21 protein-coding genes are annotated in these 20,471 nt (G+C 54.6%); 9 read left to right on the top strand and 12 right to left on the bottom strand.

The genetic code is table 11. The features are described from left to right. Positions 1-38 precede the first annotated feature (38 nt). The 7 genes from AXG89_RS34440 to AXG89_RS34470 all read right to left on the bottom strand — a co-directional run bounded on the left by AXG89_RS34440 (position 39) and on the right by AXG89_RS34470 (position 5,850). Positions 39-1,982, bottom strand: a complete 1,944-nt coding sequence (locus tag AXG89_RS34440) for a phage integrase family protein (protein ID WP_062175104.1) — start codon at positions 1,980-1,982, stop codon at positions 39-41. A gap of 265 nt (positions 1,983-2,247) precedes the next feature. After that, complete coding sequence (locus AXG89_RS34445; RefSeq protein WP_062175105.1) at positions 2,248-2,451, bottom strand: cold-shock protein; 204 nt, start codon at positions 2,449-2,451, stop codon at positions 2,248-2,250. Positions 2,452-2,594: 143 nt separating this feature from the next. Next, the gene (locus tag AXG89_RS34450) at positions 2,595-2,957 is read right to left on the bottom strand and encodes a helix-turn-helix domain-containing protein (RefSeq protein ID WP_062175106.1); all 363 of its coding nucleotides are present in this window, start codon (positions 2,955-2,957) and stop codon (positions 2,595-2,597) included. Between the two features lie 2 nt (positions 2,958-2,959). Beyond that, positions 2,960-3,265, bottom strand: coding sequence for a type II toxin-antitoxin system HigB family toxin (locus AXG89_RS34455; RefSeq protein ID WP_062175107.1), 306 nt, complete (start codon positions 3,263-3,265; stop codon positions 2,960-2,962). Between the two features lie 146 nt (positions 3,266-3,411). After that, positions 3,412-4,254: a plasmid replication initiator TrfA gene (trfA, locus tag AXG89_RS34460; RefSeq protein ID WP_162916221.1), complete on the bottom strand. Its 843-nt coding sequence runs from the start codon at positions 4,252-4,254 to the stop codon at positions 3,412-3,414. 580 nt (positions 4,255-4,834) lie between these two features. After that, positions 4,835-5,170, bottom strand: coding sequence for a hypothetical protein (locus AXG89_RS34465; protein WP_062175109.1), 336 nt, complete (start codon positions 5,168-5,170; stop codon positions 4,835-4,837). Then, positions 5,167-5,850: a ParA family protein gene (locus AXG89_RS34470; protein WP_062175110.1), complete on the bottom strand. Its 684-nt coding sequence runs from the start codon at positions 5,848-5,850 to the stop codon at positions 5,167-5,169. Before AXG89_RS34470 ends, AXG89_RS34465 begins: the two co-directional genes overlap by 4 nt. A 733-nt stretch (positions 5,851-6,583) precedes the next feature. Between AXG89_RS34470 and AXG89_RS34480 the strand changes: the two genes are divergently transcribed. After that, positions 6,584-7,027, top strand: coding sequence for a hypothetical protein (locus tag AXG89_RS34480; RefSeq protein ID WP_162916222.1), 444 nt, complete (start codon positions 6,584-6,586; stop codon positions 7,025-7,027). 615 nt (positions 7,028-7,642) lie between these two features. Here AXG89_RS34480 and AXG89_RS34485 read toward each other — a convergent pair. From AXG89_RS34485 to AXG89_RS34495, 3 genes are read right to left on the bottom strand one after another with little or no spacing between them, the layout of a single operon-like run. Continuing rightward, positions 7,643-8,332 carry a DUF6753 family protein gene (locus AXG89_RS34485; RefSeq protein WP_062175113.1) on the bottom strand — a complete coding sequence of 230 codons (690 nt, stop codon included), beginning with the start codon at positions 8,330-8,332 and terminating at the stop codon, positions 7,643-7,645. Next, positions 8,325-9,017 (bottom strand): hypothetical protein, encoded by a 693-nt coding sequence (locus AXG89_RS34490; RefSeq protein WP_062175114.1) that lies wholly within the window; start codon positions 9,015-9,017, stop codon positions 8,325-8,327. Before AXG89_RS34490 ends, AXG89_RS34485 begins: the two co-directional genes overlap by 8 nt. Positions 9,018-9,029: 12 nt before the next feature. Continuing rightward, complete coding sequence (locus tag AXG89_RS34495) at positions 9,030-9,293, bottom strand: protein mobC (RefSeq protein ID WP_236873619.1); 264 nt, start codon at positions 9,291-9,293, stop codon at positions 9,030-9,032. Positions 9,294-9,698: 405 nt separating this feature from the next. Here AXG89_RS34495 and AXG89_RS34500 point away from each other — a divergent pair, with 405 nt between their 5' ends. Further along, positions 9,699-10,007 carry a plasmid mobilization protein gene (locus tag AXG89_RS34500; RefSeq protein WP_062175115.1) on the top strand — a complete coding sequence of 103 codons (309 nt, stop codon included), beginning with the start codon at positions 9,699-9,701 and terminating at the stop codon, positions 10,005-10,007. Positions 10,008-10,060: 53 nt separating this feature from the next. After that, the gene (gene traI, locus AXG89_RS34505) at positions 10,061-12,505 is read left to right on the top strand and encodes a TraI/MobA(P) family conjugative relaxase (RefSeq protein WP_069638512.1); all 2,445 of its coding nucleotides are present in this window, start codon (positions 10,061-10,063) and stop codon (positions 12,503-12,505) included. 165 nt (positions 12,506-12,670) lie between these two features. Here traI and AXG89_RS34510 read toward each other — a convergent pair whose 3' ends face one another. Next, positions 12,671-12,958, bottom strand: a complete 288-nt coding sequence (locus tag AXG89_RS34510; protein WP_062175116.1) for a helix-turn-helix domain-containing protein — start codon at positions 12,956-12,958, stop codon at positions 12,671-12,673. A gap of 140 nt (positions 12,959-13,098) precedes the next feature. Here AXG89_RS34510 and AXG89_RS44530 point away from each other — a divergent pair, with 140 nt between their 5' ends. Then, positions 13,099-13,833, top strand: a complete 735-nt coding sequence (locus tag AXG89_RS44530; RefSeq protein ID WP_335672014.1) for a HigA family addiction module antitoxin — start codon at positions 13,099-13,101, stop codon at positions 13,831-13,833. A gap of 284 nt (positions 13,834-14,117) precedes the next feature. Here AXG89_RS44530 and AXG89_RS34520 read toward each other — a convergent pair whose 3' ends face one another. After that, on the bottom strand, positions 14,118-14,513 hold the full coding sequence (locus tag AXG89_RS34520; RefSeq protein WP_062175117.1) for a hypothetical protein: 396 nt from the start codon (positions 14,511-14,513) through the stop codon (positions 14,118-14,120). A 226-nt stretch (positions 14,514-14,739) separates the two neighbouring features. Between AXG89_RS34520 and AXG89_RS34525 the strand changes: the two genes are divergently transcribed. The 5 genes from AXG89_RS34525 to AXG89_RS42625 all read left to right on the top strand — a co-directional run bounded on the left by AXG89_RS34525 (position 14,740) and on the right by AXG89_RS42625 (position 20,451). Continuing rightward, entirely contained in the window at positions 14,740-15,279 is a 540-nt protein-coding gene (locus tag AXG89_RS34525) for a 3'-5' exoribonuclease (RefSeq protein WP_062175118.1), read from the top strand. Positions 15,280-15,610: 331 nt separating this feature from the next. After that, positions 15,611-17,563 carry a GmrSD restriction endonuclease domain-containing protein gene (locus AXG89_RS34530; RefSeq protein WP_062175119.1) on the top strand — a complete coding sequence of 651 codons (1,953 nt, stop codon included), beginning with the start codon at positions 15,611-15,613 and terminating at the stop codon, positions 17,561-17,563. A 465-nt stretch (positions 17,564-18,028) separates the two neighbouring features. Then, the gene (locus tag AXG89_RS34535) at positions 18,029-18,676 is read left to right on the top strand and encodes a hypothetical protein (RefSeq protein ID WP_062175120.1); all 648 of its coding nucleotides are present in this window, start codon (positions 18,029-18,031) and stop codon (positions 18,674-18,676) included. Beyond that, positions 18,669-19,754 carry a HAMP domain-containing histidine kinase gene (locus AXG89_RS42620; protein ID WP_162916223.1) on the top strand — a complete coding sequence of 362 codons (1,086 nt, stop codon included), beginning with the start codon at positions 18,669-18,671 and terminating at the stop codon, positions 19,752-19,754. The genes AXG89_RS34535 and AXG89_RS42620 overlap by 8 nt, the downstream gene beginning before the upstream one ends. 391 nt (positions 19,755-20,145) lie before the next feature. Further along, entirely contained in the window at positions 20,146-20,451 is a 306-nt protein-coding gene (locus tag AXG89_RS42625; protein WP_162916224.1) for a hypothetical protein, read from the top strand. The last annotated feature ends 20 nt before the right edge of the window (positions 20,452-20,471 follow it).

Below are 20,471 nucleotides of genomic sequence, written 5' to 3' on the forward strand. Positions count from 1 at the left end.
ATCCTCGACGTCGGCGACGTCGCAGCAACACGGGTACGCTAGGCGCCATCTTCTAAATAATATTTAGCCGCTTCTTCGAGCATGCGCTGCCGCTCGGCCCGAACATAGATCGACGTCGTCTGCAGCGACGCGTGCCCCAGAATTCGTTGCGCCACATCAATCGGCATACCGCGGGCAACCGTCTGCGTTCCAAAAGTATGACGGAACGCGTGCGCCGAGGTGGCCAGCAGCTTGACGTGCGCATCGTGGGAGAGCGCACCCTCCCGCAACAGGCCCTCGGCAATACGTCTGACCGACTCGCGTACGAGGCGCGCCAGTGCATCGGCCGCATAAGGTGCATGAGGCCGGTGGGACGGCCCGCCCTCCCCACCCGACGCATCGCGATGTTTAGCCAGCGACGCATCGGTCCCGTTGATTACGACGGGCGCAATCAAAGGACCCTCCGCCCACGCCGCATCGAAGTCTAGTTCCCGATCCGCCCAGTGCGCACGTAGCGCGGCGACGGTCGCCACGTTCACCGGCACCGTGCGTTGCTTGCGGCGTTTGCCGATGACGCCAAGCGCCCAGATCGAGCGCTGCTCGGCCGCTGAGCTGGTGGACGCGTCGGTCGACGATTTGGTCGCCGAGCCGGTCGCCGTGACAACCGCGACACTCAAATTTTCACGACGAGCGTTGGCCGCTTCATCACGCCGCACGCCCGAGTTCCCCATCAATAAAATGGCCGCACGCGCGATGCGCCACTGGCGCGCTTCGTCCTCAGTTGGTGTCAACCCGCCCAGGTCCTTGCCGTTGCATCGGGCATCCAGTTCCGCGCGCACCCGGGTCCAGAGATCGGCGGATAGCGCCCGCTCGACCTGGACCTCGACCTCACGCGTGATCGTAGTCGGATCGGTGACTGCGCTCCATGGATTGCCGGCCAGATACCTGACGGTCGTGAGCCACGCGAACGCCGCACGGATCGCGCGCACCGCGTAAGCCTGACTCTCGGGCGACACGCCCTCGGGCGTAAAAGGCCGCCACCGGCCGCTGGCGCGCGAGCGTTTCGGACCCACAAAACTCGCACTCGGCGCCTTCAGAAAATCCTTATAAGCCTCGCAATCTTCGACCGTCATCGACGAAAGCGCGACGCCCCTCACGATCACCAGCCACAGGACCAGACGCTCGAGTTCACGCGTGTACGCGCGCAACGTCGGTGGCCGATCGCGGTAGCGATTCAGATAGGCGTGAACTGCGGCCAGGTCGTGATCGGCCCGGATAAACGCGAACTCGCGTGCGCGATTGGTGCCAAGCTCCCCGGATAAGGCGGTCGGAATGGCGAGGCGTTCGAATGGTGCGAGCAGTGGCGCGTCGATCGAGCCGCCGACCACGACGACGATGCCGAAACCTACCGCCGGTACGAGCGGGCCTGCATCAACATCGTCATCGACTCGCACCCCAAGCGCTTGCTCGTGACGACGCAGCCAGGCAACGAGGACGCTCGCTCGGTGCGCGCCGATGCGCGGCACCGAGCGCCACCAACAGCCGCCGTGCGAATTGCAATACGCAACGAGTTCGCCGAGTGTCGTGATCCGCTCGGCCGTCAGTCGTTTGGTCACCAGCGGTCGCAGCCAGAGGCCAACGTGATGATCCGCCGCGGGCGCCGCGGCCGCGAGTACTGAGGCCTGCTCGACCATCCGCAACGTGACCGCGGTGAGCTTTGCGCTGCCGTGCTGCTTGATCGACGCTTTCAAATGCGCGGCGAGCGCAGCTGAGCCGTTGCGCAGCGCAAGCTGTACGAGATCGTCAAGCATGGTGCGCAGGAACCGCCCCATTGCATCAGCGCTGGCCGCTTGCGGCGAAACCTCTCGATCATCCGGGTCGTAGTACCGGTGCGCGATGACCGAGGGCTCGATGTGCTGCACGAACGCACGTAGCGCCGCGAAATCGGTGCGCGTGTAGGTACGCGGTGTCGGAAGCGTGAGCTGCTGCGACTGATTAGCCACACGCCCTCCCCTCTCGCTCCTTTGCCAACGCGTACGGGAAAACCCGCAAATTAAAGCAGAACATTAGCTTTGGGACAGGCGCGAAGTGGAAATATCTCAATTTTACCCATTAAACGCTTGTCTGCTAATAACAATTATCAGTTAAGGATGCTGTCGCTAAACCGTTATAGTTTCGTTGCTTTGATGGGTTGGAACCCGCTTGCCGGCCATGGACATAGCCGCGTTGTTGGCACGGCGACCTTGACGGACCGCCGTGCGCTACCGCTTACGACGGTTGGATATTTGACGCCTGCTGACCTTTGGGGCCCTTCTTCGATTCGTACGTTACCTTCTGCCCTTCCGCGAGGCTCTTGAACCCTTCCGAGCGGATCTCAGAGAAATGCGCGAACAAATCATCGCCGCCCTCGTCCGGCGTAATGAATCCAAAACCCTTTGCGTCGTTAAACCACTTGACTGTGCCAGTTGCCATCATCTTTCCTGTACGAAGTTGTGCCGGGCGAACGGCGGTTGCGCAGCGCGAACGCGCCGTGGACCGCCATCATGAGCCGTTGGTCGGGACCCGACAACGGGTAGTTTCGCGAAAGTCGGGTTTGACCGGCGTAAGGTCGTCGCTCAGGCTTGCGCGATCAGCACTTCGGCCGGAATCTGTAGGCCCTGGTTCAACCGCCGGATCATGGCAAGACTTAGGCCCCGCTTGCGATTGAGCACCTCGTACACCCGGTTCAGGTTTCCCAGGTATGGCTGCATGTCGCTCGCCGTGAGCGCCGCCTGCTCCATCCGAAAGCGGATCGCCTCGATCGGATCGGGAAGATCCAAGGGAAAGTGTTGCGCCTCGTAACGTTCGACCAGGACGGACAGCACGTCCAGACGATCGCCCTCCGGCGTCCCGACCTCGGGGTCGACGTCGACCAGCGCCGAAATCACTTTCAAGGCGTCCTGGTAGTCCTGCTCAGTATGTAATGGTCGGATATCCATAATCACAACTCCAGCTCAACAGTCTCTGAATCGATTGCATCGTACTCGGCGTGAGTGCCGATAAACTTAATGTAGACCACGCCAATCCTGTAGGCGACCGCCACGATTAGTCGGTAAGCGTTCCCTTTGATATTAAACACAACGCGGTTGTGTCCCACAAAACTGGCTGATGCGTACCGGGTTTTGATGTCCTGAGGGGTTGTCCAAACAGCCTTGGCGGCCTCTTCATGCCACGCAAGCAAGGACTGGCGTGCCGCCGCATGGGTCGCACAAAAAACGAGGAGATTCTTCTTTGCGACGATTCTCATGCATGCAGTTTAGTCCCATATTGGGACTATTGCAAATCTGTGGCGGTCATTGTCGATCAGACCATGCTATTCGCGCAAAACTGGGCAGATGACCACTCCCCGCGTTTTGACGATAATTTAATCGGTTGCGGATTGGGGACCGCCAATCATCCGATCCTTGGCTGTTCGAGGTGGGTCACAGTGACAAGGTATGAAAGCTTTGGACCCATGCTGAAACTGGCTATAAATCGGCCGTCGACTAGTTCCTGCAATGATTTCTTTAGCTTTTGCCGAAACGCGGCCATATCCACCTGACGGCTCCCGCACAGCATATGCAGCGTCTCGGCTTTGTATGGGAATGGGGTCTCGTGTGTTGCAAAGAATCGATAAAGCCACTTTGCAAGGGGCGGAAGTTCTTCGTGACGCGCCCATAGGATCAACGTCATTTCATCGCCGGTGAGGATGCCCGCGAGTTCAGGGTTTAGTCTGATCGTCCATCGCGCGGTGAGTCCTTCGACGGTACCGGTACCCTGCTCTGCTGTTACGGATTGAAATAAGTGGGACCCAGTCACGCGGATATTTCGCGCGCCTTTGACAGTGACGTATATCGTCCCCTCAAGCATACGCGTGTAGCACGCGCGCAGTCGGTCGTAGTCCTCTAACGAACTTCCCCACTTCAGATCCCGCAATGCATCGATGCCAGTAATGCTCACGGCGGAGCCCATCTGTTCGTCACGTGCCATGTGGCACAGCTGCATGAATACGTCGTGATCGTCTTGGCGTAGCTCGATGCCCGAATACCGGATCTCAACGTTCTGCAGAGACGCGATAACGGCGTTCTCGTAACGTTCGCGCGGTACTCGCTTGTCCCGAACGGCAAAGAGGGCGCTACGGGCGAGACTCTTCGACATGCCGCGATAGTCGCTTCCCCACTGCGGGAATAGCTTAAGCTGGCTCGCGGGGCCAAATTCCCCCTCCAATTTTCTCACTCGTTCTATGGCTGTCGACACGCAATCTCCCACGTTTTCAACGAGTTAATCCTATCAAAACGGGATCGGGGTTTGAGATAGAAACATCGGGGTTTGAGATATTTTTTCAGTCATGATCGGGGTTTGAGATAGCTTTTTCGCCGTTTGGGATAGCTTTTTCGGGGTTTGAGATAGAAAACGTCGGGGTTTGAGATAGAACATTCGGGTATGAGGTAGCTTAAATCGGGGAATGAGATAGCGATCGTCGGGGTTTGATATATCAAAGATCTTATTTTTCCTTTTTCCGTCAAAGGCTTGCGATCGTTATCCACAGCGACTAAGCGTTTACTAAGCCCTTCTATAAGCTTAAACCATCTGTACTTCATAACGCTTCTGACCTACCCGCGTCCGCCCGTGTACAACAGCGATGCCCACACTGACATGTGGACATCCGGCAAGCCGGTACCGCTGTTGTACACAGTCTCCTCGCGACGTTTTGCCTTCGGCCTGACGCGCTGCGCTTGCCTTGTTGATAGATACTGACCTTCAAAACCGAATTGGGTAACAGACTTGCTGACAATTCAGCACCGATGGTACCTAATTGGTATCCGACAGACACCAATTAGGTACCATTTCTTACTGCTAGTTCGCGCCGTAGGGCTGCAAGCGCGCGCGCGAGCACTTCACCGAACGGCTCCTGCAACTCGTCAGCCAGCGCTTCAAGCTGCGCTCTCGTTTCCGCAGTGCCCTTAATAGGGATTTGGACGTTGCGGCCGGTGGTGTACCGCCGCTGCGTCCGCTTGGCAGGTTCGGCCGATATTTGACGCGGCTGACGGCTTAGGAACCCAGTCTCCTGCGAGAGCTTTTCGATTGCCTCAGGCTGCGGTTTCGGCTTCTTCTCAGGGGCCTTGATCGTGAAGTCGTCTAAATTCGCCAGCGGGTTGATTCGTTCGCTCATGCTGCGGCCCCCTTCTCATGACTTGTACGCAACATGCCGATGACTTCTGCTGCGTACGCTTCCGCATTCGCTATCGCCTTGTCGATGTTGGAAACGTCCTTCGGATCGAGATGAGAAAGTGGCTGATTGAACGCAAATAGCGCCTTAAATGCCTCGCGTTCGTGTAGCTCGGTGTTCAACATCACGATACCTGCTTCGCGGAATGTGTTCATTAAATGCACTGACGTGCGCGTGCGAATTGTGGGGTTTGTACGCGTAATGAGCACGCCGTACGGCACCGCGCGACGGGACATTTTCTCCTGCTGCTTGATAACCCGGAGAGCTCGCGACGCTTGTGCTGCGTCGAGCTGCGAACCCTGCGTGGGCACGATCACGAGATCCGCTTGACTCACTGCGAGCAATACGATTTTTGCCGCCGTCCCTTCCAGGTCGACTATCACGAACGGGGTGCGCGTCGCTGATTCCTCGATAACGTCGATGATGTTTTCTTCGTCCGCGTTTGATACCACCGTCAAGTTCTTCGGCGTATTTGGCCCCGCTGCCCATGATTGGATCGGATGATTTAGATCTGCATCGATGATAGTTACCGGCGCTGATCGCGCAATCTGTTCGGCAAGGATGAGTGCCGACGTGGTCTTGCCGGCGCCACCTTTCGGACTGACGAAAACGATTGTCGGCATTCTGATATTCCCTGTTCGATCGACTTTGTTGAATATCTGATAGGTACCAATCAGGTATCGGATGTCTATCAGCTATCGGATGTATAACAGATATCTGATAGATACCAGTTGCCTATCTGGTAGCCAATTGGTTGCCGGATTTTGTTCCCGAAAACGCTGAAGGCGCAACCCCTAAATGGCGAGCGCGTGGCGGCGTTGCAACCACGCGACGCTCATGTAGTGGGTATGTCGTGGTTCGCGCATGTTATTGGCGCCGTTATGCCTAGTGCCATCTTTGCCGAACGTGTCACTCGCTGTTTGCGGCGTGCAGCGCTTGTACCCACGCTTTTTCACGCGGTTGTGGAATATACTGTGTTTTTGTACAGTACTTTTAGACCCGATGCTTGCCCACATAACCCTTATGCGCCTCTATGGAAAGGCGCTCGACCAACACCAAATCCGCACGGCTTCAGCAGCGCGTGGGGACATTGTCGTCGCGCATGAGAACGTGACGGCACTGGGGCTGTACTCCGATGTGGCAACTATCGGGGGTGGTCGAGTTAATGAAGCCTTGCTCTTCGCACTTTATGACTGTCGGCTTGCACATATGGGCACCAGCGGCTTCGTACTTTCGGGTCCAGAGCTCATAGGATCGATTGCGTATGCCCAAGCGTGGTGGTGCCGGCCGGAATGAGAGGGGAGGGCGTATGTCCGAGTCGATCAGTTTTATAAGGGAATCGCGATGCACACAGATTTGCTGGAAGAACTGGTATCGACCGGCAAGCCATCGTTATCCGACCCGGCGATCGTCGATGCGCTCGTTCGGCATTTCGCCGAGCGTGTCTTCGAAACCCAAGCAGCGTGGCAGCTGGGACGCCCTGGCGCGCGCGAGCCTCTCATGTTGATCGAGCAGGACGCGCGCCGGTTAGGCTCGATTGTACGAGGCCACGATTCAGCCTATGACGCCACGCCGTGGAACTCCGATGACCGCCTTGGCATGTATTTCAAAATTTTGTTTCCGGAGAAAACAAGGCATTACGGTGACCCTGGCGTAGCACTATTTATGTGGCTTGCGTGCCAATTGATGGAAGGCGCTGCGACGATTGAACGCGATCCGGCGGCAGAAGACAACGTTAAGCGCCGGCTTGAGAGGATCGTTGTCGACGTGGTCGCTCGGCTTCTGCGGGAAAAGCATTAACGCTATCAACATCGGAGTCGCTAATCCGAATGGTTGGCCGCCGTCACCGACCTGCAAACTCGTGTGTTTCACGACGTCTGCGCTTGTTGTTCTACGTGACGACGTCAGTGGCCAAGACCTTATCGACGCCTCCTAGGAGACTAAAGGCTTCGCCCCGAGACGCCTGACCGCCGACTGCTCGCAAAGAAGCCCAGGCGCTCGCTCTGGGCAATTCACCGGTACGTTGGGCCGATGGAGGAGGTGCTGAAAAGCAAACTGGCCGCTATCGACTCGACAGAGACCAGCTTTTTATACGACCGGAGCCTATTGGGTTTCCGTTTTAATGGGCAATGGTGGAAGGCACGCACATGAACGGCGCGCTGCGAAAATGGCTAAACACCTACGCATGACCGCATATGCTTTTGTTTAGCCCACACACACCAGTTCATTCCGAGTCTCGCTAATTTGATCACAGCCACATGACGCCCTTACCGTGCCTTCGCTTGAGCTTTGGGGCATCCACGTGCTCGCGGTCGGCATGGCGGAATGCATTTTGGGATTATCTGAGGACCCGCGGCGGCGGTAAGGAATAGCATTGGGCCAGGCTACCGCCAAGCTGACGCCGTCGATATAAGGTTATGGCGGTGCCCATCCATAAACTTTGCCATCGGACGCTTGAAACGGATAACACAAGCCGTTTTTCTTAGTCCAGCCAGGCCGATCACACTGGATCAGACTGTCGAGGCTGCCTTTTTGAGCTAAACGGTAGGCCATTTTTCCTTGCGGCGTGTTGGCCCATGCCGCTGCCGCCTTCTCGTCCTTCGCCGCGTTGTAACCCAATCCGTATCCATTGTTCTCGCCAGCTGTGTACGTTTTTTCGAACACAAGCGCGCCGAATGACCCAAAGCTCAAGAAAGCGATTGCGATACAGCCCGCAGCCCACTTCCACATTTGCTTTTGGGAAACGTTCGTCGCAACTTTTTGAGCCGCGCTCGCGACGGCCGCTGCTAAGTCTGCTTTGGCTGAGTTGGCCGACATCCGCATCGTCAAGTCGGCCGTCTCCTGTAGCGCGGAGAGCGTCTCTTTTGTAGCCTGGGAAATCGCGGCAGGAATCGCTTCATACTGCGTCTGATAATGCTGCAACGCCATGAGCACTAACCAAAGGGCGTCGTTGTTCTCAAGCCCCAGCGCATCACGCACGACATACAACTTCTGCCGCTCCGAATCATTGGGCTGGCGACCCAGCAGCTTGGCAAAGCTTTCATCGAGATCGTTAAAAAGATCGCCTGATCGGCGCGGTGGTTGGCTCGCTTGAAGTTCACTCATTCACGATTCCTTGCAAACTTTTTTTAACTTCTGATCGCCAGCGATTCAATTCGGCTCGGTTCCCAATGGGCAATTCTTTTGCCGCCACGGCAATACTCATGCGCTTGCTATATAGGTCATTGCTTACGCGATCTGCGAGGTCGGGAAAAGTCACCGAGCGGCCACCTTGTTCTTCGATGGATTCGCGCACTTTCGAGCCGTTGTAAAGTTCGAATTTTCCTTCGTCGCCAAAGTAACCGTTTCGCACAACGTGAACCGCAGTGTTCGCCGAGGGTGGAAAGGCATCGCGATATTGTTTGAGCAATTCCAAACTGTCGCGTTGGCGATTGATGACCCACAAGGTCACCAGCCTGCGTTTGAGCTCGGCAAGTGTGCTGTTGAGCGTTTCGCCGTAGGCGCTCACGCCCTGGTTGTTGCGTGCCGCCGTATTCACAACTACGACGCTCTCCGGTTCCGCGTCACAAAGGTTCACTAGCTGGATCCAGCCGTCGGCCTCGTCGAGGTTAAGCAGTTCAGCGCGTGTGCTGTCTTGATACGCTTTATAGACGTCGGGATTGCTCGTGTCGGATTCAATGAGAAGCACTGCTTCTCCGAGCGTTTGCAAGTAATCGATCGTCGCCATCGTAACGATGGATTTACCAACGCCGCCCTTGCTGCCGCCGATCAAATAGATATTTTTCGCCATTTCGAACGCTCGTTAAATTTCTTCGCTATCAGCTTTTGGTGTGAATGAACGTGTAGCGTGAGCCGCTGGTTTCTTGGTCGCAGCTGCATCATCCGATATCGCCGCGGGTGTTTTGCTCGCGGGTTGTGCCTTTTGCAAATAGCTTCTTAGAGTAGGGGTGGATAGGCTCAGTCCTTCACCACGAAGTGCCTCGGAGATCTGAAGCAATGTGTAGCCACGCTTTTGCATGGCAACGATCTCCTTGGAGAGCAGTTTCACCGCGTCCTGCTTGCTCACTTCGGCTTTCTTTTTTCGATGGCAGGAAGTTCACGCAGTTTGGCTGCGATGGCTTTAATCTTTTCGGTCGTGAGTTTCAAGCTACCTCTCCAATTAATTCTAATTGTAATACTAATACGATATAGTTTAGCAAGCATCTGAGTTGTTGTACAAGGACAGAGATCACGGCTACGATACGTATGAAGAAGAACTAAGCTCAGCGCTATACAGGATGGCCTTTGTAATACACATGCGTTGCATGTTTCTTCCAAAGGATGGCCCCGCACTCGGCGCTTCGCTTCTCGCACGGTGCCTCACCCTGCAAGGGGCTGGCCCCTTGACCCCAACAGATTCGGCGCACCACGGACGTGGTGCTTCTCATCTGTCAGACACGCGCCATAGGCGCTTTTATCGTTGCGAGGCGTCATGCCGTTTGAACAGATTGGACTGGAAGCGCTCGATACCTTAATCAGTCTGCGATTGACCTCAGGTGAAAAAAGTCAGCTCAAAGAAGACGCTGATCTTGCCGGCTTGAGCGTATCGGAGCTTGTGCGGCGACGTTATTTCGGTCGACCGATTGTCGCCAACGCGGATGCGATCATGATCAAGGAGTTGCGGCGGCTTGGCGGGTTGCTCAAACATGTCCATGTTCAGAGCGACGGTGCCTACAGTCGTGAGACTGCTGAGGCGCTGGTGGCGGTGAAAGCGTGTATCGAAAAAATGAGCGCCAAATAGATAGACGCTGATCAACTGCTGCGCCGGATCAGGCCCCCGAGGAAAACGACATCGTGATTGTTAAAAAGATCAAAAACCCATCGAAATCGGCGTCGAAGACCATGCGGGTGAACGGCCTTGCGACTTACATCGCATCGCCGGAAAAAACGAATGTCGACGAAAAATGCGTTTATCAGGGAAGCTGCGGATTTCTGACGGAATCGTTCGAGGCGCAGAAAGCGGAAATGCTGGCGCTCGCACAAGAAGCCGTGCGCAGTCGCGACCCGATCAATCATTACGTCATGAGCTGGAAAGAAAACGAACATCCCAGTCCTGGCCAGGTTGAGGAAGCGGTAGCCATTTTTTTAAAGGAAATGGGTCTGGAAAATCATCAGGCTATTTACGGACTTCATGCCGATACCGCGAATCTGCATTTGCATTTGATGGTGAACCGCGTGCATCCGGACAGCTTGAAAGTGATCAAGCCGAACAGGGGATTTGATATCGAGGCTGCGCATCGGGCGATTGCGCGAATCGAACACGTTCAGGGTTGGGAGCGTGAGCGTCACGGGCGGTATCGGGTGCTTGATACGGGTGAAGTTGAACGAGGTCGGAGTGGGCTGCCGAGCGAGCTGCAAAGCGAGCAAGCGACGCAAGATCTTGTCGAGGTTCATGTTGAGCGGCAGCAGGAGCGGCAACGGCAGCCTGAGCAATCGAAGCGAGACATGGAGGAGCGCACTGGCGAAAAATCAGCTGAACGGATTGCGATCGAGGAAGCTGGGCCTGTTTTAAGAGAAGCAAAAAGCTGGGCTGAAGTGCATCGGGAATTGGCCAATAACGGAATGCGCTACGAGAAAGTGGGCAGTGGTGCGGTTGTGTTTGTGGGAGAGATTGGCGTAAAAGCCAGTCGGACCGATCGGGCTGCGAGCTTGCTGAAGATGGAAAAGCGGTTGGGGAAGTTTGCGCCAGCGGTGGCGTTGGCCGGAAATTCGGTTGGGGATTTAGTTGGGAATTCGATTGCACTTCCGGCAGCACTTCCGGAAACGCTTTCAGCAGCAAATTCTGGCGTGGCGCGGAACGCCGGCGATGAGGCGGTATTGTTGAGATCGCCGCGCTCACCCATGCCGATCGCAAAAGGTGTCGCGGAATGGCCGGAATATATTGGCGGGCGACGGGCGCATTATGCAACAAAGACTGTTGCGGTTACGGAACAGAAAGGCCGGCATTTGCTTGAACGGCAAGCGCTCTCTGAGGTGCAAAAAGCGACGCGCCGGGACATTCTTGTGAATGGTCCTGATGCGGGTAAGCAGTCGTACCAAGGCGTATGGAAAGGAAAAGGCGAGTTGCGCCAGGCGATGCAGAGCATCCTGGCGGCAGAGCAGGCGGGTGAGCGGGCTACGCTCAAAGATCGTCACCAACGTGAGCGGGAGCTTTTACGGGAGCGATTTGCGCCGTATCCGGACTTTGAGGTTTGGTTGCGTGAGCGAGGGCAGCCGGAGCTTGCTGAGCGGTGGCGATATCGCGACCGGGATCGAGAAGTCGGCCGGGAGAACGCGCGTGCCAGCGAGTACGGGACTGGCGACTCAGGGCGTGAGATCGGGCGGATTATCGGTGTGGGTTTGGAAAACGAAAGTAGCGAGAACAGTATTTCAGTTGTCGCGGCCCCGCGCGATATCCGAAATTACGTCGCGCGCATTCATGGGCGAGAGGTGCATTACAGCCGTCGAATGATGAGAGGTTCGGCTGATCGTGGGTTGGGTGATTCAGCACAGGTAGCGTTCGTCGATAAGGGGCGAGAAATCCAGGTGCGCGACTGGCACAACGCCGATAGTTTGCTTGCGGCGTTGCAGTTGTCGGCGCAGAAGTGGGGTGAGCTGCGGGTGAGCGGAAGCGACGATTACAAGGCACGGTGTGCTGCACTGGCAGTTGAACACGGGTTTCGGATCGTTAACCCAGAGCTGCAAGAGCAAATCGCACAGGGCAGGCAGGCGAAGCGCCCCATGAGCCGTAAAAACGAGCAAGTGGTGCCGCGATCGGATGTTAGCGCTCGTGAGTTTCGGGAGAATTTACCCGGCACGCTGGCCGACATTTACCGGCGACATTACGACGATGTCATCGGACGTCAGGAGCGCCGCGAGCATTCTCAGAAAACGCGCGTTGATCCGTCCCGGGTCGATGCGATGATCGCCGTACGCATGCGAGTTACGGGCCATGATCAGGCGACGATCAGGGAAGCATTGCTGCAGTCTTCGCCGAGTGCGCACGGGCGAACCGCTACTGACGGACGAGATTGGCGTCATTATGCGGAACGCACGACAGCGTATGCGTTCGGCCCTGCCGGCACCCGTCGACTTGAACAATTGGCCCCATACCGGGAAAAATGGGAGCGGCTTGAAGGGCGTGAGCGGGGAGCACTCGCTCTTGATCGGTCACGCCACAGTCCAGCTCATGAAGGGCCGGAGCTAGAAAGGGAAAACACACCACACCGAGGGCGCCGAGGCCCTTCACTAAACCGATAAGTGTGTGATTTGGTTCGTCAGCCTGGCAACGTGACTGCAAAGCGATTCAGGTTACTTGCTGGGATGCGGGGGTGCGACATTTTTTGATGGTCGTGCCGTCGCGCGTTAAAAAGTTCGAGAACGCGGCCGACGTTAAAGGCAGCCGGTCTCGCTGCAACAATCAAGCTAGGCATCGTTCTCGAAGGTTTTAAGTTCGGCATCCAGCAGGGCGATGAACTTGTCGATAGTGGCACCGTCTGTTGACGGCAAGCTTGAAAGCGCAACTAGTGTGACCGGGTGGACGCGAAGGACAGCGGCTAGCTGCGCCAGTTTTTCAAGCGTGGGTGACTTCAAGTTGCGCTCCAGGCTGCTGAGGTACGTGCGACTCGACACGTCCGAAAAGTCTTCCTGCGTCAAGCCGCGTGCTTTTCTTACGATCCAAATGGCCTTTCCAATGCCCATGGGCTGCATCATTCGAGTTCCTTTTTAGAGAACTCGATGACCTCACGCTGAACACTTTAGGGCTACAATCTATAGTGTTCAAAATGTGTGAATGCTTATCTGGAAAGATATCTATGCCAACAGAGAGCCGGGGCCGTCATCGGCCGCGAATCTTGGATCAGGTCACAGCGAGTTTTGACCGAATGCACGAAGAGCATGTCGAGCAGCAGTGGGTGCGGCATGGCGAATTCGTCGCACAGCTGCGGGACCCGAATTTCGCGCAGGCTGTGGTCGCTGCTGCGTTGAGACACGTTGAGGAATGGGAAGCGGGAAAAGAACCTTCAGCCCAACGCTCTGGCTGGCGAGCAGTGCTCGCAATGGAGCCGGAACTCATTGCGGCAATATTAGAAGAAAACGCCCATCCGATATTGCATATTCGCCACGGGCGGAGTCCGTTCTGGCGAGATCTGTCCGAAGCAGAAGATCGCCAGTTGAGGGAGGAGACGGCTCATCCTCGAGTGCAGAAAAAACCTGCCGGATCGTCCCATGACAAGTGTCGATTGTCTGTTGACGAAATAAGTAACTGGCTTTATCGTAGTGTCATGTCCGATACCGATTTCTCTCATCCTGGTACGCTGGTTCGCCAGAATTGCCTCGAACGCTTCGAGCTGTCTGTGACAGAGTGCGCGCGCGCGTTAGGCGTAAGCCGGCAAGCGTTGACGAATTTGCTGGGTGGCAAAGCGGGTATCTCGCCTGAAATGGCGTTGCGACTCGACCTGGCGTTCGGTGGAGGCGCAGAAACATGGTTGCAGCGTCAGTTGTTGCACGATCTTTCGGAAGCACGAAAACGCTTGGCCCAGTTCAAGGTTGTACCGATCGCATCGGAGAGGCAGCCTGCGCTTTTTTGACCCGGGGTCAGTCTTTCAACCACATTTGATTAATCTATACATTTAGGAGTCCAGATGACACTGCCGCCGAGATTAAGTACCGAGCACATCGACTCTTTATTCGCAACGGGAGCCAAGCCAGAGGACGTTGTCATGCCATGTGAGCGTTGTGGCACGATGCCAGCCAGAAAAGTAAACCTTGTTGGCGAGGAAAAGCGGCTTTGCGCGTCATGCAATCACAATTACTATTCAAGCAACTGGGAGATCTGGGCGGGTTGAGGCAAGAGGGGGCGAGTGAGTTATCGTCAGCGAGAAAATGCCGGTTCTGTCGCCGTGAACAACGCCCACAGCGGCTTGCGATAATCGCTGTGACGAAGTGCGAGCTGAGCAATGTTTTTCCAGATCTGGTGGGCGGGCATTTGACTTTTCTGCGCGGCTTCTTCGACGCTACGTACGACGACTGCGGCCGACACCTCATCAAGGAAGTGCCCGATATGCGCAAAAAACTTAGTAGGCACGACGCCCGTAGTGAGGATCATCAGCAAGTCGTCTTTCGTAAGAGAACCGCGATAACTTACGTTGCAGGACACCGCAGCCATCTGAAGGCCGTCGCCTTGTTTGTGCCCGGCCAGTAACTCGTAGGTGATGAAGTCAAGTCCCAGCACACGCAGGCGCTTGCGAATCCATTGGATCGCCGGCATTGGCCAGTTGCACAGCTTGCAGCAGTGTCAAACCCAGTGCCTGACACCGGGCGACGATTCGCTGGTCATCGGGCGGGTTTTGAATGTCTCTGGGCGCATAGAGGCCCGAGGTGGTCGTATCCATCACGGAGCAGTTGAACATTAGCTTAGTATCAGTGTAATGGCAGCAGCGTGAGGTTTGTCCAAAAGAATCCAGCTACGAGCGGTAAGTCAGTAAAGTGGAGAAATGATGCTGCTGTTTTTAGATACCGAGTACACCGGCTACGGTCCTTCGGCACCGAAACTGATCAGCCTTGCGTTGGTCGCCGAAGACGGGCAACGAGAATTTTATGTCGAGCTGACCGACACGTGGCAAATTTCCGATTGCACTGATTTTGTTCGTAGCAAGGTAGTGCCGCTTCTTGGCGGATCCGGGCATAGGTTAGTTGAAGCACGCGCTAAGCTTCATGCGTGGTTAAGCGGCGCACCGCGCGCGGTTCAAGCCGCCTGTGATTCAGGAACTGACTTTGGGTTTTTAATGAATCTGTTGGGCACTGCTCGCGTTCCTAATCTGATGAAAAAGTATTTTGATTTACGTCCGTTGATTGACTCTACGGTTTATCACAGCAAGGTGGTGGCTGCATACCATAGCGACCCGCGCGAACATCACGCGTTGGTGGATGCACGAACCTATCGGCTTGGCTGGCTTGCATGGATGGACAGCCGAAAAAGGACGGGCACATTACGCAACCATAATTATTTGGATCCAGGCGGGCGTCACCGTTAATGAAAATTGCTAGTCAACTTTAGGCGTTTAGCATTGTGAATTGACGTGGCGATCGTTCTACGGATGCGTAGAGGCAAGAGAATTAACGGTGCGATCAAAGCCCGCAATCATCCGGATTCGGCCAAGCGAAGTCGTTAGTTGTTGGCGGTGAGCGGGCAGCGATGCCAACGGTTCACTCTTGAACCGAATTGATTTATTGCCTCGCCACGGAAAATCACGGCAACTGTGGAACCGTCTTTGACCACGCATAAATTTTTCGGTTTTACTCGAAGATTATTGAAAAATGGCGGCCTTGGGTTGCCTAACATAAAAGTACGGGGGTTCTGAACTAATGGCCAAGACGACTTTCGACACAAATCCGGTATCACTCCAGACGCTGCTTACGACTTGCGAGGACGGGAAGCTGCAGCTGCCAGACTTCCAGCGGAGCTGGGTGTGGGAAGAAGAACGCATTATGAGTCTCATCGCGTCCGTTTCGCGGGGATTCCCGATGGGAGCGCTGATGTCCCTCAAGTCGAAGATCGACACGGGTGTGGTCTTCGCTTATCGGCCCATTGAAGGTGCCCCGGTAGCGGCCCAAACGAAACCCGAACAGCTGTTGCTCGACGGTCAGCAGCGCATGACTTCGCTTTATCAAAGCTGCATGCGCCGGCAAGTTGTTTCCACCATCACTGCCAAAAAGCGGCTGGTCAAGCGGTGGTTCTACATCGACATTCGTAAGGCGCTAAATACCGAAACCGACCGCGACTCGGCGATCTTCGCAGTGCCCGAAGACCGTAAGCTGAAGGAAAATTTTGACAAGGACATTGCGCTTGACCTGTCGTCGCCGGAGCTTGAATATGAGAACCTGATGTATCCGCTCAATCAAGCGTTCAACTGGGACACATGGCAAGAGGAATTCGGCGATTTCTGGATTGCCAAAGGCAAGCCCGAGGTGCGCGAAGTTTTTAAAGAATTTAAAAACGACGTATTGAAAAACTTCACCGAATACCAGGTGCCCGTCATTGCCCTCGGTGCTGACACCTCCCATGAAGCAGTCTGCCTTGTCTTTGAGAAGGTCAACACGGGGGGCAAGGCGTTGGATGCCTTCGAGTTGCTCACTGCCATGTATGCCGCCCAGGGCTACAAGCTACGCGATGACTGGCTCGGCGACGAGAAATCCGATAACGCCGATCGCAAGCTCGGAATTCACAAACGTCTCGGAAATTTCGGCAGCGCCGCCGGCCAGGCGCAAGGTGTGCTGGCCAACGTGGCCGCCACTGATTTTCTGCAGGCCATTGCACTGTTGCACACCAAGGAACTGCGCCTCGCCGCAATATCTGACCCAACCAAGAAAGAAAATGACTGGCCCGCCATTCGGGCCACGCGCCAATCATTACTTGATCTGCCTCTGACCGCTTACAAGAAGCACTGCAATGCTGTGCGTGCCGGATTTGAGCGCGCGGCTAAATTCCTGCGCCAACAACAAATACACCGCGTCGCTGATCTGCCCTACCAGACGCAACTCGTTCCCCTTGCAGCCATCTTTGCTGAGATCGGCGACAAGGCTGAGCACACGACCAACAACGACAAGATTGCCCGCTGGTACTGGTGCGGCGTGTTTGGTGAACTTTACGGCTCGACAGTCGAAAGCCGTTTTGCCAAGGACATCCTTGAAGTGCCAGCCTGGCTTGATGGCGGCCCGAAACCCACCACTGTCACCGATGGGGTGCTGCGCGCCGACCGCCTGCTAACCATGCGCTCGCGACTCTCTGCCGCCTACAAGGGCTTGCAAGCGCTCCTTCTGCGCGAGGGTGCTATCGACTTCCGTAGCGGTCAAACCTTTGACCAAATCGTCTTCTTTGACGAAGCCGTCGACATTCACCATATCTTCCCTAAAGCTTGGTGCGAGTCGCAGAAGCTGCCGGCTTCACTCTACGACTCCGTCGTCAACAAGACCCCGCTTGGCTATCGCACGAACCGCATCATTGGTGGTGTTGCACCTTCCAGCTATCTCGAAAAGCTGGAAAAGGGAAAGGCTGGCCCAAACGGGCAAATCATCGAACCACCCATCGCCAAAGCTGCACTTGCCGACTATCTGAAATCGCACTGCATCCCAGTTCCAGAAATTTACGCTAACGACTTTACCGGGTTCATGGCCGCCCGCCAGAAGCTGCTTATGGAACTAGTGGCGCGTATCACTGGCCATACTGCGCTGACCACTGATGAAACTGCCGACGAAGGCGAAGACATACCCACTGCAATGGCGCACGACAGTGGCCTCGAACTCTTAGAAGGCGCCTAATTGCACTCGTTTAAGTAAGCGAATTGACAACGGTTAGTGGCAGCCTCGGCCGGGGTCACCAGACAGGATCCGGCCAAGTACCGACTCTCGCTGGCAAATACACACGGACGCTCGAACGTCCCTGCATTGTTCGCCAATTGACACTTGACGGATCACTCCATTCCCTTTGCGTCAAGCGCCCCATTCAGCATAAAAGCATCAACTTTCTCGGCGCTCGTATCGCAAAGGTTCCTATCCAGGCGGGCGCTCCTGCGGTCAACCAGGATGCCTTAGCGTGTACTCCATTGCGACCGTCACGGTTAGCCAACGAAAGTAGTCCGAAGCATCCGAAAGCTATTCTTCAAGTACCGGGTGTGCGGATCAAACCCCAAAACAACAGGCAGAGTCGCCGCTTGACAGCAGTGATCGCATGTATCTATATTTTCGATCTAAACATTTAGTTACAACTAGCTTGCGGAGACGATCGTGTTTGATTTACTTGAAAAAAATAAAGAATGGTTCTTCAGTGGCTCAGGGATAACGATTATTCTAACGGGGCTGGCAATCATTGCAGCGTTTGCGACCTATATCAACAATAAGACTAGGAAATCTCAAGAGAGCAGTGCTCCACAGCATGCGCCAAACGTATCTCAAAACGTTACTCAGCATGGTTTTTTAGGGAGCCGTGAAGCGACAAGCGAGAACCCACAATTGACCGCACAAGCCGCGCCTGATCGTGACTCGGTAATGCAAAAAACACGAATTTTATTCATTGATGATCAAACCGATTTTCCCGTTATAAAAATAATACGGCAAGCCGGGTGGAAAAACGTTTCAATTAAAAAAGATATCGTAAATTTTAGCACGCCAGAAATCGGTGCGATCGATATATTCTTCGTTGATATTCAGGGCGTGGGAAAGGCACTCGGGTTCACTGACGAAGGTCTGGGTCTGGCCAAGGCACTAAAGAGTCATTTTGGAAAAGACAAAAAGGTTGTGATTTACTCAGCGGAACCTCGCGGCGAAACGTTTCACGATGCTTGGGGCGTAACGGACGGCCGCCTCCGAAAGAATGCCGATCCATATGAATATCTTCAACTGCTTTATCAGCTGAGTGGGTTGACCAATGTTTGATCGCTCGCATGTTCTGCTGATTGATGCTGCAGGCGGCAAACTGCTCTCCCAAATAGATCCCGGCTGTGAGCAATGTCTGAAAAGCTGCCACGTCGAGTCGGAATTGACGATGTCATGTGGGAAATCGGGTCCACGTCGACGCGGAATTTTGACAAGCGAAGCAATTGGCACAGCCTTTTTATGCAGCCCTGAAGCTAACGACCTCAGTAGCAGCAAGCGCTTTCGCGCAAAGCTCTCACTGTTGCATGGGACCCTTCCTATGGCAATCGATGTGCGCAACGCGGCGCGAACCGAAGGCCGCAGAGAGGCCAGTCGAATTGTCCATAATCTTCGGACTCTAAGCGGTCGAGTATCTTTGGAAATTTATAGCCTGGCGAATCAGGACAGCTTGACGGCAGATGCTCAATCTCAACTTAATACTTTGAAACGCAATATTGCTGGAAACCAAGAGGAAACCGCATCTGCTCTGTTACGTTTGTTAAAAAATTCTCAGGCGATGTCCAACGAGTTTGCCGTTTTGGAACGCTTAAATCCTCAACGACGCATCGATATTAAGCCTTTATGGCACACGATTCATAAGGTGGTAAAAAATAGCACTAGTCTCTTCTTCCAAGAACTTCAGCAAAAGTCGATAAAAATAAGCCAGTCAAACTGCAATTATGAGGTTTTGATTGACTATGAAACGTTTAGCGCCGGGTTTTACTATATTTTAGAAAATGCGTGCAAGTATTCCGCGCATTCAAGCTCGATAGCCATTTCCTTTGTTTCCGATGGTGTTGGATCGCTTGTTCTGAGCTTGTCCATGAATAGCCTTGAGGTGAAATGCGATGAAGCCGACAAGATATTTAGCGAAAGTTACTCTGGCGAAGCCGCAATTGCGAGAAAATCGAATGGAATGGGGCTCGGAATGTTCCTTGCACGCGAGCTTTTTCAAATCAGCGGAATAGGCGTTCAGTTTTATCCGGGAGTGCCAACGAGAAATTCATTTAAAGAAATGGCTTACGCACAGAACACATTGGAAATAACATTTCCAAAAGCGATTGTAAAGCTTGGCCTGCCGCCCCGTACTGTTAGATAGCCGCCTTAGTTGACCAATCAAAACCTTGAAGACGTTGAAAAGGTGCGCCGTCCGGATCGTTTGCTCCGGTACGAAAAAACTAAAAGTAGAATGGCTGCTGAACATCCTATTGCAGTCAGTCGACTTCACCGCTGCCAAATGGCTGAGATGGGTCGGGAAGTGACTCTCGCCTGGTAGAGACAAGGGGTGCGGATTAGATCAGGTGTTATGTCAACGCCGACGCTGAGATCGTATGTAGCAAGCAAGCCCGACGCCAGCAGCTAACAGGTGGTCGCGTCCGAAAGCAAATAGCCCTCCAATCACGCGACAGTTGCCAATTTTCTACTATTTATGCGCTTAAAGGCTTTGCCAGCGTTTGCAACCTCGCCTTATGCGTGTCTAGGCTCGGGTAATGCGCTTTCATTCCGTCATCCTAGAAAAAGCGCCACACATGCGTGAAAAAATAAAAGAAGCATTAGCTTTACCTCGTGCTCACATCATGTCAGCCAGAAATGCTGATGTGATTCTTGATCATTTATCATCCATGGTTAGTGAGACAGGGCGTTATGGCGGTCGCATCAAACGTATCCATGGAATGGATCTTCGATATTGGACCGGCAGAATAAACACGGTGATAGATCAGACGATTTTGTTTTCTCCGCAGCAGGAACGTGCCAAACGCCTGCTGGCCAAGCTGGTTTCTTCCGATCGTGAGTGATGACGTTATCAATCCTTGAA

The organism is Burkholderia sp. PAMC 26561, assembly GCF_001557535.2.
In the GTDB taxonomy this organism is placed as follows: Bacteria; Pseudomonadota; Gammaproteobacteria; order Burkholderiales; family Burkholderiaceae; genus Caballeronia.

Bases quoted from the DNA above. Each gene is read 5' to 3' on its own strand.
- AXG89_RS34445 (WP_062175105.1), bottom strand. From the start codon at position 2,451: ATGGCAACTGGCACAGTCAAGTGGTTTAACGACGCAAAGGGTTTTGGA.
- AXG89_RS34450 (WP_062175106.1), bottom strand. From the start codon at position 2,957: ATGGATATCCGACCATTACATACTGAGCAGGACTACCAGGACGCCTTG.
- AXG89_RS34455 (WP_062175107.1), bottom strand. From the start codon at position 3,265: ATGAGAATCGTCGCAAAGAAGAATCTCCTCGTTTTTTGTGCGACCCAT.
- AXG89_RS34465 (WP_062175109.1), bottom strand. From the start codon at position 5,170: ATGAGCGAACGAATCAACCCGCTGGCGAATTTAGACGACTTCACGATC.
- AXG89_RS34470 (WP_062175110.1), bottom strand. From the start codon at position 5,850: ATGCCGACAATCGTTTTCGTCAGTCCGAAAGGTGGCGCCGGCAAGACC.
- AXG89_RS34485 (WP_062175113.1), bottom strand. From the start codon at position 8,332: ATGAGTGAACTTCAAGCGAGCCAACCACCGCGCCGATCAGGCGATCTT.
- AXG89_RS34490 (WP_062175114.1), bottom strand. From the start codon at position 9,017: ATGGCGAAAAATATCTATTTGATCGGCGGCAGCAAGGGCGGCGTTGGT.
- AXG89_RS34500 (WP_062175115.1), top strand. From the start codon at position 9,699: ATGCCGTTTGAACAGATTGGACTGGAAGCGCTCGATACCTTAATCAGT.
- AXG89_RS34510 (WP_062175116.1), bottom strand. From the start codon at position 12,958: ATGATGCAGCCCATGGGCATTGGAAAGGCCATTTGGATCGTAAGAAAA.
- AXG89_RS34520 (WP_062175117.1), bottom strand. From the start codon at position 14,513: ATGCCGGCGATCCAATGGATTCGCAAGCGCCTGCGTGTGCTGGGACTT.
- AXG89_RS34525 (WP_062175118.1), top strand. From the start codon at position 14,740: ATGATGCTGCTGTTTTTAGATACCGAGTACACCGGCTACGGTCCTTCG.
- AXG89_RS34530 (WP_062175119.1), top strand. From the start codon at position 15,611: ATGGCCAAGACGACTTTCGACACAAATCCGGTATCACTCCAGACGCTG.
- AXG89_RS42620 (WP_162916223.1), top strand. From the start codon at position 18,669: ATGTTTGATCGCTCGCATGTTCTGCTGATTGATGCTGCAGGCGGCAAA.
- AXG89_RS42625 (WP_162916224.1), top strand. From the start codon at position 20,146: ATGCGCTTTCATTCCGTCATCCTAGAAAAAGCGCCACACATGCGTGAA.